The sequence below is a fragment of the Streptosporangium sp. H16 genome, assembly GCF_051918855.1.
Lineage (GTDB): Bacteria > Actinomycetota > Actinomycetes > Streptosporangiales > Streptosporangiaceae > Streptosporangium.
The window spans coordinates 1-14,084 of record NZ_JBPXMD010000021.1 but is presented as its reverse complement, the minus strand read 5'-3'; the positions used below and the strand labels follow the sequence as shown (position 1 = coordinate 14,084).

The following is a 14,084-nucleotide window of genomic DNA, read 5'->3' as shown; positions in this document are numbered from 1 at the left end:
TATCCGCGCCGATGTTGACGAAGATCTGTTCCGGCGTCACCGGGTATTTCGCCTCATTGTTAGGCCGTGGCAGAGTCCTGCCGCGAGAGGTATCCCCCGGACAAAGGCAGAGTCCATGGTCAAACGCGCCCTCGCAACCGCCGCCCTCTCCCTCACCGCACTACTCGGATTAACTCCGCCCGCCTATGCGGTGACACTGGAGCAAAAGCTCGCCGCACTTTCGAGTTTCAGCCAGCCCACCGCGGCCAGCGCCGCGAGCTGGCTTTCTGCCTGGCAGAACCAGGGAGCCTGGGGAGACTACGCCTTCGACTGGTCGACCGATCTGTGTTCGAGCAGCCCCGACCAGCCACTTGGCTTCGACTTCAGGACGCCGTGCCGGCGTCACGACTTCGGCTACCGCAACTACAAGGCGGTGAGCCAGTTCCCGGCGAACAAGGCACGCATCGACGACGCGTTCTACTTCGACATGAGGCAGGTCTGCGCGGGATATTCCACCATCCCCAGGGGCACCTGCAACAGCCTCGCCTGGACCTACTACCAGGCGGTCAAGGAATTCGGCACGCTCAACGTCACCGGGGCGCAGATCGAGCGGATCCGCCAGGCGGCCGAACAGGCCACCCAGGAAGCGGAGGCGTGACCCGTCCCGCTCCCCGCGAGGGCTGGATCACTTCCCCTCACTGATCCGTGGCGGGCCGGCCTCGTGCCGGCCCGCACCGCGACGACGGTCCGCGCCCTCTGACCGTCTCGCCCCGGCGGGACACCTCGCCCATGTGAACGATCGGGCTCGCCGCGGGAGCCGCCCGCCTCGCGGGCCTCCCCGGGGCTCGCGTTCGCACCCGTTCGTACCTAATATGATGGGCTGCGAGTGACAGGACACAAGGGAGACCAGAAGTGATAGGTGACGACGACATCTCCGGGTGATACCGGAAGTGATCGGCCACCGGCCGGCGCGTAGGAGCGCCGTCGCCGTGGCCATGCCGTCGTTTCACTGATTCCTGTTCCCCTGCCGGGCGGCTTTCGGCGCGCCCGCGTCCCACACGAGGTTTTCTCGCATGTCCGATGCGTTCATCATCTGCTCGAACCTTTCCTTCTCCTGGCCCGACGACACCCCGGTCTTCCAGGATCTCTCCTTCACCGTGGGCGGCGGCCGTACCGGCCTCGTCGCCCCGAACGGCGCAGGTAAGAGCACCCTGCTCAAGCTGATCGCCGGCGAGTACCGGCCCGGCGGCGGGACCGCGTCCGTCCAGGGCGTGCTCGGCTACCTCCCGCAGAGCCTGCCGCTGGCCGGTGACCTGACCGTGGCCGAGGTCCTGGAGATCGCTCCGGTGATCAGGGCCCTGGACGCCATCGAGTCCGGAGACGCCGGCGAGGAGCACTTCACCACGATCGGCAACGACTGGGACATCGAGGAGCGCACCCGTGCCCAGCTGGACCGGCTCGGCCTCGGGGAGCTCTCCCTCACCCGGCCCCTGCACACCCTCAGCGGCGGCCAGGTCGTCTCCCTCGGCCTGGCGGCGCAGCTGCTGAAGCAGCCCGACGTCCTGCTGCTCGACGAACCGACCAACAACCTCGACCTGGACGCGCGCCGCAAGCTCTACGGCGTGCTGGAGGACTGGAACGGCTGCCTGCTGCTGGTCAGTCACGACCGGGCGCTGCTGGACCGGATGGACCGCATCGCCGAGCTCGACGGGGGCGAGATCCGCTCCTACGGCGGGAACTTCACCGCCTACGAGGAGGCCGCGCGCGCCGCGCGGGAGGTCGCGGAGAAGAACGTCCGCAACGCCGAGCAGGAGGTCAAGCGGGAGAGGCGGGAGATGCAGCAGGCCCGCGAGCGGGCGGCGCGGCGGGCCAGCAACGCCTCCCGCAACCTCAAGGACGCCGGCCTGCCGAAGATCTTCGCCGGGACGATGAAGCGCGACGCCCAGGAGTCGGCGGGAAAGGCGAACGAGGTCCACGCCGCTCGGGTCAACGACGCCAAGGCCCGGCTCGACGAGGCGGGCCGCGCCCTGCGCGACGAGCAGAGGATCACGCTGGAACTGCCCGGTACCAACGTCCCGGCCGGACGCACGGTCTTCCTCGGCGAACGGATGCAGGTCCACTACGGTGAGCGGGCCCTGTTCGCGGGAGAGGGCGCCGATCTGACGATCCGGGGACCCGAGCGGATCGCGCTGACCGGCTCCAACGGCGTCGGCAAGTCGACCCTGCTGCGTCTGATCAACGGCGATCTGGAACCGGAGGGCGGCCGGGCCAGGCGGGCCGACGGGCGGGTCGCCTACCTGTCCCAACGGCTGGACCTGCTCGATCTCGACCGCACCGTGGCGGAGAACATGGCCACGTTCGCCCCCGCGATGCCGCAGGCCCAGCGGATGAACCTGCTCGCCCGCTTCCTGTTCCGCGGCTCCCGCGTCCACCTGCCGGTCGGCGCGCTGTCCGGCGGCGAGCGGCTGCGCGCCACCCTGGCCTGCGTGCTGTACGCGGAACCGGCGCCCCAGCTGCTGCTGCTGGACGAACCCACCAACAACCTCGACCTGGTCAGCGTCGGCCAGCTGGAGAGCGCGCTCAGCGCCTACGAAGGGGCGTTCGTGGTGGTCAGCCACGACGAACGCTTCCTCGCGGAGATCAAGGTCGACCGCTGGCTGCGGCTCTCCGAGGGCCGACTGCTGGAGAGTCGGTGACAGTGCCATGCGCGGTGGTTTTGCCCTCGCCTTTCGAACAGGTGTCGCCGAAACTTTCAAGTCTGGATGATGTGGGCGCACCATGGTCCGCGTCGCCCTTTGTTCTCGCCTGATAGCGGTAGTGCCGATCTGTGATTGGCCTTGAACAGGGAGAAACTCTTTCTTCGGTGCGCGGCGACGCGAGGGCGACAAGAAACGGCGCTGTGGTGGCTGTGCTGTGTGCCAGGGGAGTTCATTGACTCGACACCTTTAGTGCACTTATCGTTCCGGCCGGGTTCCCGAAAGTTTATCTGAAACTTTGAAAGTTTCGGCGACCGCCCTGCGGATCCTGCGAGGAAGCGGGCGGTGCTCGGCCAACCCCGGCAGCGGTTCAGGAGGAACGAACGTGAGGTCACAGCTCATCCTGTTCGCGATCGACATCTGCACGGTGATGTTGCTCGTCTTCGGGCTCTACTTCCCACGACATCGCCGCCGCGATCTGGTCGTCGCCTACCTGGGGGTCAACGTCGGCGTCCTCGCGGTGGCGAGCGCGCTGAGCGCCAGCGACGCCGGTGCCGGGCTCGGGCTGGGGATGGCGCTGTTCGGCGTGCTGTCCATCATTCGCCTGCGCTCGACGGAACTCGACCAGCACGAGGTCGCGTACTACTTCTCCGCCCTCGCCATGGGCATCCTCGGCGCGCTGAGCACCACCTCGGTGTGGCTCAGCGGCGGCCTGATGGTTCTCATCCTCGTGGTGATGTACCTCGGCGACCACAGGCGGCTGTTCCGGCACTACCGGCATCAGATCCTGGTGCTCGACTCGGCCATCACCGACCATGCCGTGCTCGTCGCGCACCTGGAACAACTGCTCGACGCCCGGGTGCACGCCGTCACCGTCCAGCGGATCGACATGGTCAACGAGACCACCGTGGTCGACGTCCGGTACGCGCTGACCGGACGCGACCTGACCACCGAATCCGTCGCCCCCGCCCATTCCGGAGCGTACCGATGACCACGGCACCCCTCATGCCGGCCCTGGCGGGACTGGCCCCCGTCGGGCTCGCCGAACTGATCGACCGCGCCGCGCTGCAGACCAGGGTGGACCGCAAGTATCTCGTCCCGGCGGAGACACTGCCCGGCCTGCTGAGGCGGCTCACGCCGTACGCCCAGGCACTGGACATCGCCGGCGAGCGTACGTTCCGCTACAGGTCGGTGTACTTCGACACCCCGCGGCTGGCCAGCTACCACTGCGCAGCGTATCGCAGGCGCCGGCGTTTCAAGGTGCGCACCCGCACCTACCTCGACTCCGACCAGTGCTGGCTGGAGGTCAAGATCAGCGGAGCGCGGGGGAGCGTCACCAAACACCGGCTGCCGTACCACCCGCAGGACTGCGGCACCGTGCACCTGGGGCGCGACTTCGTCGACGAGGCGCTCGCCCGCGAGTCGATCGTTCCCGCCGCCGGGAACCCCCTCGACCCGATCCTGGTCACCGAGTATCACCGCGCCACCCTGCTGCTGCCGGACACCGCGAGCCGGGTCACCATCGACACCGGGCTCGTCTGGCGGGACGCCGGCTCCACGCTGAGGCTGTCCGGCCTCGCCGTGGTCGAGACCAAGTCCACCCTGGCCGCCACGCCGGTCGACCGCATGCTGTGGCAGGCGGGGACGAGGCCCGCGCGCATCTCCAAGTACGCCACCGGCCTGGCCGCTCTCCGCCTGGACCTGCCCGACGCGCCGTGGCGGCGGACGCTGCGTCGCCACTTCCGGGACACCGCGTCGTCGGTGGATCCGGTGCCCACCATCTTCCATCTGCCCGCCTCCCCCCGACCCGAACAGGAGACATCGTGCGTCTGACCCTCCGCGGCACCCGCGCCGCGGCCACCGCGGTGCTCCTCGCCGGGCTCCTCGTCCCGCACCCGTTGCCGGCCATCGCCGAGTCGGGTTCCGGCGCCCGGCCGGGTGGTCACATCGCGAGCACCGCGGCCGCCGACACCTTGGCCGCCAACGCCAATACCAGCGTCAATACCAGCGCCAGCGCCAGCGCCAGCGCCAGCGCCAACGCTGGCGCCGGAGCCGTCGCCGCGGCCGCCGCGGCGGAGGACCTGGTCGGCGACATCGCCTTCTCCGTGCCGAGCGGCACCTTCCAGGGACAGGTGACGGTGTCGCTGAGCACCGCGATCAGCGGAGCCCAGATCCGCTACACCACCGACGGGCGGCTGCCCACCGCGCAGTCGGCGCTCTACCAGGGCACACCCCTGCGGTTCACCCGCACCACCCAGCTGCGGGCACAGGCCTTCGTCGGCCAGACGGCGTCCGGGGCGCCGGGAACGGCGATGTACGCCGCCCGCGACACCGCCACGGCGCACGACCTGCCGGTGATCATGATCGACTCCTACGGTGCGGGCAAGCCCGCCCGGGAGTACTTCGACGCCACCACCATGATCTTCCAGCCGGGCGGCGGCGGGACGACGTCGCTGGCCGCGGCTCCGGCGGTCGCCACCCGCGCCGGATTCCGGCTGCGGGGGCAGTCGTCGGCCACGTTCGAGAAGACGCCCTACCGCGTCGAGTTCTGGGACAACGACAACGACGACGCCGACTATCCGGTGCTCGGCATGCCCGCCGACTCCGACTGGGTGCTGCGCGGGCCGTTCACCGACAAGTCGCTGATCCGGGAGGCATTCGTCTACGACCTCGGCAGGGAGATGGGCCTGCAGGCCCCGCGGTACGCGTTCGCGGAGCTCTACCTCAACACCGACGCCGGCCCGGTGGGCGCCGGCGACTACATGGGCGTCTACATGATCGTCGAGACGATCAAGAACTCCAAGGACCGTCTCGACCTCAAGCAGCTGGACGAGGACGACACGACCCTGCCGAAGATCACGGGCGGATACATCTGGAAGTTCGAGTGGATGGCCGCCGAGGAGCCGACGTTGCCGTGCGGCGGGCCGGCGGCCACCTGCTGGAACTACCTCGAAGTGGTCGACCCGTCCCCGTTGCAGCCCCAGCAGCGGGACTGGCTGCGCAACCACATCCAGGAGTTCCACAACGTACTGCGGGCGCCGAACTTCGCCGACCCGGCCACCGGCTACCGGGCGTACATCGACGTCGACTCCTTCATCGACCACCTGATCGTCAACGAGCTGAGCCGGAGCATGGACGCGTACGTCCGCAGTTCCCACTTCTACAAGGATCGGGATACCAAGATCTTCGCCGGTCCGTTGTGGGACTTCGACCTCACGTTCGGTGTGGGCGGATTCTTCCAGAACGACCAGATCGCGGGCTGGCAGTACCAGCAGACCCGGCAGCCGCTGGCCAACGACTGGTTCACCCAGCTCCTACGGGATCCGGCCTTCGTCAACCAGGTCAGGTCGCGCTGGCAGACCCTACGCCGCGGCCTGCTCTCCGACACCGCCCTGCAGAGCAGGATCGACGCTCTCGCCAGGCCGCTGCCCAACGCCGCGCAGCGCAACTTCCAACGCTGGCCGAACCTCTCGACGCCGGTCATCGGCTTCTTCAACACCCCGACCGCGCCCACGTGGCAGGGCCAGGTGCAGTACATGCGGGACTGGATGCTGCGCCGCACGGCCTGGCTGGACTCGACGGCGGGGTGGGGCGGTACGACCACCACCCCGACCCCGACCCCGACTCCCACTCCGACTCCCACTCCGACTCCCACGCCCACGCCCACGCCGGGCGGCGCCTGCTCGGCGACGCTCCGGGTGGTCAACTCCTGGTCCGGTGGTTTCCAGGGTGAGGTCACGGTGCGCGCGGGCAACGCGCCGATCAGCGGCTGGACCGTGAACTGGGCCTGGCCCGGTTCGCAGACCGTCACCCAGCTGTGGGGAGGTGTGCGCTCGGGCTCCGGTTCGAACGTGACGGTGCGCAACGAGTCGTGGAACGGCTCGATCGCGGCCGGCGCGAGCACGACCTTCGGCTTCACCGCCGGAGGGTCCTCCGCCACCCCGGTGATGACCTGCGCCGGCCCGTGACCGCATCGGTCACGACCGGCTGAACGCCGGCGACCCGTGGGGACGAAGAGTCCGAGAAACCTCGGGGTCCAGGTCGGGGATCGTTTCCCGACCTGGGCCTGGGCCCCGGCGTTGGAGCGGGTGGAGGGAATCGAACATTCCGGCCGACGCCGCTCCCACCCGGCCCGGGTGGGCCCGTACTCGGCCTCGCCGTGCTCGGAGCCCTCGATCATCTCCGGCCGTTCCCCGAGACGCCTTCGACCATGCCCGGGAATCAGCCGGGATCAGGGTTGTTGTGCCACTTCTCGAAGGGGGGAGCGGGCGAACGGGTGAGTTCCAGGAACTGCTTCGCCCTGTCCAGGCAGCTGGGGCAGAGGGGTTCCTCGACCGATCTGGCCGTCGCCTCCGGTGTCGGTTCGCGGAGGGTGCCCAACACCGTCATGCCGGGAGGAAGGCCGCTCTCAGGGTCGATCGTGACGGTCGTCACGTTCGCGGGGATGAAACCGAAGGTGCGCTTGCATACGTAGCATTTGCCGATCGTCGTCATCTGCTCATCTGCCATATGGCGTCATCCTCCTTCATCGCACCGTACATCCCGGCCGGTTCCCTCTGGCGGGGCGCTGGTCCTCTCGCGCTTGTAAGGGGTCGATGGAGATCGCGGCGCCGGCCTGACGGCACGCGACCACGCCGTCAGGCCGGGTGTCAGCGCTGAGCGTCGGCGAGCTTGGCGCGGAGCGTCGCGGCGTCGACGGGCACTCCCGGCGACTCCCAGAAGTTCTCGATCCCTCCCGCGTAGACGAAGCCGTACGCGGGGGTTCCCACCTGGAAACGCCACCCCTCCGCGAGTGCTCCCGCGTCGACGGTGTCATAACCGATCCGGTCGAGGAACGCGGTCACCTCTCCCTTCGCGCCGCCGTCGTCGCCCGCGATCGCCAGGGCACTGCGGTCCGCCGCACCGGAGGGCCGGGCCAGCGCCCGCAGGTGCTGGAAGTAGATGTTGTTGAAGACCTTGACGACTTTGGACATCGTCAGGTGCCGCTGCAGCAGTTCGCTGGACGTGACGGATCCGGCGTCGAGCTCCGGGAAGGTCCCGTCCCGCTCGGAGTAGTAGTTGTTGGTGTCGAGGACGGTCTTGCCGGCGAGCGGCTCCACCGGAACGTCGAGGTAAGCCCGCAGCGGGATGCTGACGACCACCAGGTCGCCGGCCGCGGCGGCCTCGGCGGAGGTCGCGGCGGCGGCCCTCGGCCCGAGCTCGTCGACCAGTTCCTTCAGTGTCCGGGGGCCGCGTGAGTTGCTCAGCACCACGTCGTAGCCCGCCGCGACGGCGAGCCGGGCGACCGTGCCACCGATGTTTCCGCTGCCGATGAATCCAACAGTTGTCATGACGACCACCAACTTCCGCGCCGCACCCGGCATTCCCCGCCGCTTTTCCATGGACCGCGGGCAACGCGTCCGGCGCGAAATCTCGATGCCGAGACCTGCGCGGGCCGAAGGGCGGCGATCCCGGCCGTACCGAAGCCCATGGGTGTGGTGCCGCTGCCGCGAGCGGAAGGGCTTGCATAGACTCGTGGTCATGAGCGCCGGGCATGCGCATGAGGAGCTTCACCACCTGGTGGAGGGGTTCGATCGGCCGGCGTGACCGCCACGCTCGCGGACACCGGCCCTGTGATCGCTGTCGTCGATCGAGACGGCAGGCACCATGTCTCACGCGCACGTCTTCTCGAGGAACCCGAGAGGCCACTGCCGATCTCGTCTCCGGCCCGCGCCTTCGGCGACGCCGAGGAGGGTGATCGCAGGCGGGGGTGAGCGCGTACGCACCTCGCCGCCGCGGAAGCCGACGTGGAAGCCGACGTGGAGGCCGACGTGGAGGCCGACGCGGAAGCCGACGTGGGGGAGGAATGATGAGCGTCCCGGAGACCATGACCGCGGCGTACATCACGTGGCCCGGGCCGGCGGACGAGATACGGATCGGCCGGTTCCCCGTGCCCGAACCCGGCTCGTCGGAGGTCCTGGTGAGGGTGCGGGCCCTCGCCGTCAACCACGTCGACACCTTCGTCCGCTCCGGCGCCTACCGGACCCGCCTGCCGTACCCGTTCGTCATCGGCCGCGACCTGGTGGGGACCGTGATCACGGCGGCGCCGGGGTTCGCCCCCGGCGACACGGTGTGGTGCGACAGCCTGGGGTTCGACGGTCGCCAGGGGTCCTTCTCCGACTACGCCGTCGTGCCCGCCGACCGGCTCTACCACCTGCCCGCCGGCGTTGATCCGGAGAACGCGGTCGCCTGCCTGCACACCGCCGCCACCGCGCACATCGGCCTGTTCAGGGAGGCGGGCCTGCGGATCGGGGAGACGGTCGTCGTGACCGGCGCGGGCGGCGGGGTCGGCACGGCCACCGTTCAACTCGCCGCGGCCGCGGGGGCGCGGGTCGTCGCGACCGCGCGCCCGGACGACTTCGACTGGTGCCGGCGGTGCGGCACCGACGAGGTCGTCGACTACCGCGACCCGGGTGTGTACGGGAAGATCGCCGAACTCGCTCCCGGCGGGGTGGACGTCTTCTGGGACAACGCCGGCCGACACCACCTGGAGCGGACCGTCCCCCTGCTCGCCCGCGGTGGCCGGATGATCATCCTGGCCGGTCTCGGCGCCACCCCCGTGCTGCCGGTGGGACAGCTGTACACGCGCGACGCCAGCCTCCGCGGCTTCGCGATCAGCAACGCCACCGTGGCCGAGCTCGCCACGGCGGCAACGGCGATCAACCACCTCCTGGCCCGCGGCACCCTGGTCTCCCGGATCGGGACACGGCTGCCGCTCACCGAGGCCGCCCGATCTCACCGTCTCCAGGAAGGCGCCGAACCTCACCACCCCCGCGGGCGCATCGTCGTCCTTCCGTAGCGGGACCCGTTTCCCACGGGACGCGAGGCGGGGGATGTACGTCCCGGTGTCGGGGTCGATGACCTCGATATTGAACGAGGTCGATTCGTTCCACATCTCCGTCCAGACGCCGGCGCTGCAGCGGGCTCCGGGATGAACGCTCACCGGGGTGAGGCGGATGGTCCGGCCGATCGCACCGGTCGCCGCCGTTGTGGGCCCTGATGGAGACCAGGCCGCTGCCCGTACGGAGCGTGCTCGTCGAGTTGCTGAAGATGGGGCCGGTGCATGTGCCGTGCGTGGTGAGGGTCCGCCGGGACGCCGGGTTCGTCGACGGCTCGAAGCTGCCGGCGAGCTGCCAGATCCCGGCGGACGTCGGCCCGGCCGGGGCGAGCACGACCGTGGCGGCGACCATGACTGCGATGAATGCGCGGGACAACCTCGAAAGTACTCGAAGTGTGGAATCTTTTCCTTGCGGCGACGAGCCGCTGACGTTCCGCTCCGATGGCATCCTTGACGGGGACCGCGTGAACAACCCGAAGGTGTGCACGGGCCGCGTGTCGCTCTCGGCCGCACGACCTGGCGGCCGGCCTTCCGGAAGCCGTCCAGCAAGGTGATCGTGGTCCTGACGGTCTTCCGCGAGACACGGGATAGGGCGCGGACCGCCGCCTCATCCCTCCTCCCGGGGCGTGCCGATGACGGCGGACGCCGGGGTGGACGGTCGATTCGCCGGCCCGCGCACCGGGCTCGGTGTCGACAGGCTCGTCGCGCTCCCGCCGATCGGGCTCCCGCTGACCGAGCCGGAGGATCTCGTACGGGCCGCCGCACCGAGTGCGAGTAACAGCAGTCCTGCCGAGGCCCATGCGGCCCAGTCCCCCAGGGCGGTGTAGAGAGTGGCCGAGCCCTCCCGGGGCAGGGAGGCCGTGACCGTGGTCATGCCCGTTCTGCCGCTGTGGCGCTCGGCCACGATCCGGCCGCGGTCGTCACTGACCGTCAGCCGCCCCTCGCGCGCGGCACGGGCCACCGCCAGGCCGTTCTCCACGCCGCGCACCACCGCCATGCGGCTGTGCAGCCACGCGTCCTCATCGAAGTCCCAGGCCGGTGCGAGCAGGGCGGCGACGCCGGCCTTGCCGTACTTCCTGACCAGGCCGGGGAAGTCCAGGTCCTTGCAGATGATGAGGCCGAGCCGGTCGCCGTCGAGGAAGGCCAGGCCGGTGCCGGGCCGGTACCCGCGCTCCACCCCGGGGATCATGTGGTGCTTGTCGTAGCGCACGCCGGAGGGGTAGCCCACCGCACTGTTGGTCTCCATGGCGATCCCCGCGACCACCTCCACGCCCGGCCGGGCGAACGGCAGGTCGGCGGTCCTGAAGACCTTCTCGGGCAGCACCACGATCTCCGCGCCGTGCGCCACCGCGGTGTCCACGGCCTCGCCGTACCGGCGGACGAGATCCTCGGAGGCGTCCGTCGCGACGAGCGCGACCTTCCGTCCTCCGGTGTCGGTGGGTGTCGAGAGCCGTACGAGACCATGGCCGAGCGTAAGTGCGACCAGCACCCCCGAGACCACCGCCGCGCGTGGCCGCAGGACCGCGACGGAGGCGGGTACGAACAGCAGGAGGAAGGTGACGCCCCAGACCCCGGTGACCGAGGCGGTCTGCAGCACGGGCAGGAAGTCGGCCTGCGTGTACGCCAGGCTCCACCAGGCCCCGTGCGGCCCGGCGAGGTTCATGACGTACTCGGCGGTGACCCAGACGGCCGGTACGGCCGACGCCGCCAGGAGCGGCCTGCCGCGCGTGAGCAGGGTACGGAAGAGCAGCACGCCCAGGCCGTAGCAGAGCGCGGGGCCGGCGATGAGGGCGGCGGCCAGCGGGGGCGGCATCTCAAGGGCCCCGGTGAAGTACGGCCACATCTGAGCCTGGCCGGCGAGCCAGACGAGCGTCCCTGCGGCGAGGGTCGTACCCCTGCCCGCCCGGCGGGCCAGGAACAGGACGGGCAGCGGCGCGAGCCAGGTGAGCCACCAGACGGGGTGCAGACCGGTGCCGAGGTGCGTCAGGACGGCCGAGGCGAGGGTGAGGGCGAGGGGGAGGAGGATGCGTTCCATGCCGACGATCGTGCTTGCCCGCACCCCTCCGGCGCGTCACTCGCGGATGCGATCTCCGCTGTCACTCTCACCGGCGACCACCAGCCCGGACTCGTAGGCAAACACCACTGCCTGGACCCGGTCCCGCAGGTCCAGCTTGGTGAGCATGCGGCTGACGTGCGTCTTGACCGTGTGCTCGGTGACCACGAGCGCGGCGGCGATCTCCGCGTTCGACAGGCCGTGCGCGACCAGCCTCAGCGTCTCGCGCTCGCGCTCGGTCAGCGCGTCCAGCCTGGCCGCCAGCCGGGGGGCGATGCCGTGGACGGGCCTGCGCACCAGGTCCTCGAGCAGCCTCCTGGTCGCCGCCGGGGCCAGGAGGGCCGCACCCGAGGCGACGGTACGCACGGCGTGGGCCAGTTCGTCGCGCCGGATGTCCTTCAGCAGGAAACCGCTCGCTCCCGCCCGGACCGCGTCGTAGACGTACTCGTCGAGGTCGAACATGGTCAGCACGAGCACCTTGGCGTCGGTGGTGGCGCAGATCTCCCTGGTCGCCTCGATGCCGTTCGTGCCCGGCATGCGCACGTCCATCAGGACCACGTCCGGCCGGAGCCGCCTGGCCGCGGCGATCGCCTCCTCGCCGTCGGCGGCCTCACCGACCACCTCCATGTCCGGCTGCGCCCCCAGGATCAGCCCGAACCCCGCGCGGAAGAGGTCTTGGTCGTCGGCGATGAGTACCCGTAACATGCGGGTCATTCAAGCGGAAACTCGGCTCTCACCATGAATCCTCCGTCGCGTCCCGCCCCGGCGGTGAGTGTCCCGCCGCACGCCGCGGCCCGTTCCCGCATCCCGGCCAGCCCGTACCCGCCGCCCTCACCCGGCCCTCGCCCGTCGTCGGCGATCTCCACCGTCAGGCTCTCCCCCCAGGTCAGGGTGAGGCGCACGGCATGCGTACCGGCGTGCTTGCGCACGTTGGTGAGCGCCTCCTGAACGATGCGGTAGACGGCGGCCTCGACGCTTCCGGCGACCGGGCGCGGGGGACCGGCGGTCGTGCTCACCACATCGAGACCGCTGCGATCGAGCAGCGCGGGGAGGTTGGCCAGACGCGGCTGGAAAAGTGACTCGCCCAGGCGCTCGCCGGTACGGCCCCGCACCGGTCCGTCACCTTCGCCCGGGGCCCGCAGCGCGGCGAGCACCCCCCGGAGCTCGGCCAGCGCGCCCCTTCCCGTGTCGGCGATCGCGTCGAAGACCTCCTCGGCCCTGTCCGGGGCGTCGCGCACCACCACCGGCCCGGCCTCGGCCTGAACCACCATCAGGCCCACGGAATGGGTGACGATGTCATGCATGTCGCGCGCGATCCGGGTGCGTTCCTCGGCCGCCGCCGCGATGTGCTCCTGCTCCCGCCGCCGTACCCGCTCGGTCAGCTCGGCGGCTCGCGAGCGGCTCGCCCTGACACTGGTACCCAGCGCGTAGGCGGCGACGAAGGCGGTCCCCACCAGACGGAAGGTCTCGTCGTTCTCCCTGGGCAGCACCAGGGAGAGACCCACGGCCGCCACGATCACCGGAATCGCCGCCAGCCTCTTCCACGCCGGACTCAGGTCGGCGATCGTGTAGACGGCCAGCAGCGGCCCGAAGGGCAGGAACGGCTTCTCCCACGTCACCAGCACCGACATCGCCGCCCCGACCACCACCGCCACCACCATTGGCGCCCGCCTGCGCCACACCACCGGCGCCGAGGCCAGCAGTCCCAGCCCGATGATCCACCACGGAGGGGGATCGGGCAGAAGGAGCGGCACCACCGTGGCCAGGACCACGCCCGCCGCCAGCACCCCGTCGACCGCCCTACCGGCCCGGCCCGCCGCGAACATCCGTCCATTATCCGGATGTGTCCGCCCGCTGCCCTCACTCTCAAGAGTGACCATTCCGGTCATGCGGCCCGTACCTGTCTCACCTCAAGGGGTGTGGTCACGCCGCGCACCGGTGTGCGGCCATCGCTCGTATGGGACAGTCGGCATCATTATTATCCATACGGGTTCGAAGTGGGAGTTATGGCAGCGGAATTTCAGTTCGATGAGTTACATCCTGGTGCGTGACGGCAGGACCCTTGAAATTTTTCACCGGGGTCTCTCCGAGAGCAGCCGCTACCACGTGGCGTTTCTCGGGGGGACGTCCAGCCGCACGGCGACGGGTTCAAGGTTCGGCTCGGTGCCAGGCGGAGCGACGACCAGTCGTGGGCGGGGTGAGACTGAAGATGGACCGGGAGGAGTTCGCGCGTTTTCGCGATTTCATCGCCCTGGCCGTCGTGGCACGCAACCGGGTGAGCCCTCTGGACGAGCCCACCTCGCCCTGACCCTCGGGGGCTCCGATCGCCCCCGATCATGAACGACGGCCGGCCACGGGAAGGTGATCGTCGGTCCGACCGAGCCTGGCGTGAGGGGTTCGTTTCGTTGGAAGTGATGAATCCGCAGGGATGGGCCCGGGTGGGCCCCATTCCGGCCTGGGTGAACAGAAGCGCGCACAA

Annotated in this window: 12 protein-coding genes; 7 read left to right on the top strand and 5 right to left on the bottom strand. The window is 70.0% G+C overall.

Features of this window, described 5'->3' with window-relative positions; genetic code table 11:
* Nucleotides 1–115: 115 nt before the first annotated feature.
* The 5 genes from ACTOQ2_RS29625 (at nucleotide 116) to ACTOQ2_RS29605 (ending at nucleotide 6,643) form a co-directional block, all read left to right on the top strand.
* A complete protein-coding gene (locus tag ACTOQ2_RS29625) occupies nucleotides 116–637 on the top strand; it encodes a phospholipase (protein WP_440103992.1) in 522 nt (173 codons plus the stop codon).
* Nucleotides 638–1,052: 415 nt separating this feature from the next.
* Nucleotides 1,053–2,675, top strand: coding sequence for a ribosomal protection-like ABC-F family protein (gene abc-f / locus ACTOQ2_RS29620; RefSeq protein ID WP_440103990.1), 1,623 nt, complete (start codon nucleotides 1,053–1,055; stop codon nucleotides 2,673–2,675).
* Nucleotides 2,676–3,060: 385 nt separating this feature from the next.
* Entirely contained in the window at nucleotides 3,061–3,666 is a 606-nt protein-coding gene (locus ACTOQ2_RS29615) for a DUF4956 domain-containing protein (RefSeq protein WP_440103988.1), read from the top strand.
* Nucleotides 3,663–4,508 (top strand): polyphosphate polymerase domain-containing protein, encoded by an 846-nt coding sequence (locus ACTOQ2_RS29610; protein WP_440103986.1) that lies wholly within the window; start codon nucleotides 3,663–3,665, stop codon nucleotides 4,506–4,508. The genes ACTOQ2_RS29615 and ACTOQ2_RS29610 overlap by 4 nt, the downstream gene beginning before the upstream one ends.
* The gene (locus tag ACTOQ2_RS29605; protein ID WP_440103984.1) at nucleotides 4,499–6,643 is read left to right on the top strand and encodes a CotH kinase family protein; all 2,145 of its coding nucleotides are present in this window, start codon (nucleotides 4,499–4,501) and stop codon (nucleotides 6,641–6,643) included. The genes ACTOQ2_RS29610 and ACTOQ2_RS29605 overlap by 10 nt, the downstream gene beginning before the upstream one ends.
* A gap of 253 nt (nucleotides 6,644–6,896) precedes the next feature.
* Here the strand turns inward: ACTOQ2_RS29605 and ACTOQ2_RS29600 are convergent, their stop codons facing one another.
* A complete protein-coding gene (locus tag ACTOQ2_RS29600) occupies nucleotides 6,897–7,184 on the bottom strand; it encodes a hypothetical protein (protein WP_440103982.1) in 288 nt (95 codons plus the stop codon).
* Between the two features lie 140 nt (nucleotides 7,185–7,324).
* A complete protein-coding gene (locus ACTOQ2_RS29595; RefSeq protein WP_440103980.1) occupies nucleotides 7,325–8,005 on the bottom strand; it encodes an NADPH-dependent F420 reductase in 681 nt (226 codons plus the stop codon).
* A gap of 518 nt (nucleotides 8,006–8,523) precedes the next feature.
* Between ACTOQ2_RS29595 and ACTOQ2_RS29590 the strand changes: the two genes are divergently transcribed.
* Both ACTOQ2_RS29590 and ACTOQ2_RS29585 read left to right on the top strand, forming a co-directional pair.
* Nucleotides 8,524–9,513 (top strand): NADPH:quinone reductase, encoded by a 990-nt coding sequence (locus ACTOQ2_RS29590; RefSeq protein ID WP_440103978.1) that lies wholly within the window; start codon nucleotides 8,524–8,526, stop codon nucleotides 9,511–9,513.
* A gap of 230 nt (nucleotides 9,514–9,743) precedes the next feature.
* Nucleotides 9,744–10,106 carry a hypothetical protein gene (locus ACTOQ2_RS29585; protein WP_440103977.1) on the top strand — a complete coding sequence of 121 codons (363 nt, stop codon included), beginning with the start codon at nucleotides 9,744–9,746 and terminating at the stop codon, nucleotides 10,104–10,106.
* 53 nt (nucleotides 10,107–10,159) lie between these two features.
* Here ACTOQ2_RS29585 and ACTOQ2_RS29580 read toward each other — a convergent pair whose 3' ends face one another.
* Genes ACTOQ2_RS29580 through ACTOQ2_RS29570 form a run of 3 tightly spaced genes read right to left on the bottom strand, consistent with a single transcriptional unit; the run spans nucleotide 10,160 to nucleotide 13,431 of the window.
* Nucleotides 10,160–11,587: a nitrilase-related carbon-nitrogen hydrolase gene (locus tag ACTOQ2_RS29580; protein ID WP_440103976.1), complete on the bottom strand. Its 1,428-nt coding sequence runs from the start codon at nucleotides 11,585–11,587 to the stop codon at nucleotides 10,160–10,162.
* Between the two features lie 36 nt (nucleotides 11,588–11,623).
* Entirely contained in the window at nucleotides 11,624–12,310 is a 687-nt protein-coding gene (locus tag ACTOQ2_RS29575; RefSeq protein WP_440103974.1) for a response regulator, read from the bottom strand.
* Nucleotides 12,311–12,315: 5 nt separating this feature from the next.
* On the bottom strand, nucleotides 12,316–13,431 hold the full coding sequence (locus tag ACTOQ2_RS29570; RefSeq protein WP_440103973.1) for a sensor histidine kinase: 1,116 nt from the start codon (nucleotides 13,429–13,431) through the stop codon (nucleotides 12,316–12,318).
* Between the last annotated feature and the right edge of the window lie 653 nt (nucleotides 13,432–14,084).

Excerpts from the sequence above, each read along its gene's own strand:
- ACTOQ2_RS29575 (WP_440103974.1), bottom strand. The coding sequence starts at position 12,310 with ATGTTACGGGTACTCATCGCCGACGACCAAGACCTCTTCCGCGCGGGG.
- ACTOQ2_RS29600 (WP_440103982.1), bottom strand. The coding sequence starts at position 7,184 with ATGGCAGATGAGCAGATGACGACGATCGGCAAATGCTACGTATGCAAG.
- ACTOQ2_RS29625 (WP_440103992.1), top strand. The coding sequence starts at position 116 with ATGGTCAAACGCGCCCTCGCAACCGCCGCCCTCTCCCTCACCGCACTA.
- ACTOQ2_RS29580 (WP_440103976.1), bottom strand. The coding sequence starts at position 11,587 with ATGGAACGCATCCTCCTCCCCCTCGCCCTCACCCTCGCCTCGGCCGTC.
- abc-f (WP_440103990.1), top strand. The coding sequence starts at position 1,053 with ATGTCCGATGCGTTCATCATCTGCTCGAACCTTTCCTTCTCCTGGCCC.
- ACTOQ2_RS29590 (WP_440103978.1), top strand. The coding sequence starts at position 8,524 with ATGAGCGTCCCGGAGACCATGACCGCGGCGTACATCACGTGGCCCGGG.
- ACTOQ2_RS29570 (WP_440103973.1), bottom strand. The coding sequence starts at position 13,431 with ATGTTCGCGGCGGGCCGGGCCGGTAGGGCGGTCGACGGGGTGCTGGCG.
- ACTOQ2_RS29610 (WP_440103986.1), top strand. The coding sequence starts at position 3,663 with ATGACCACGGCACCCCTCATGCCGGCCCTGGCGGGACTGGCCCCCGTC.
- ACTOQ2_RS29595 (WP_440103980.1), bottom strand. The coding sequence starts at position 8,005 with ATGACAACTGTTGGATTCATCGGCAGCGGAAACATCGGTGGCACGGTC.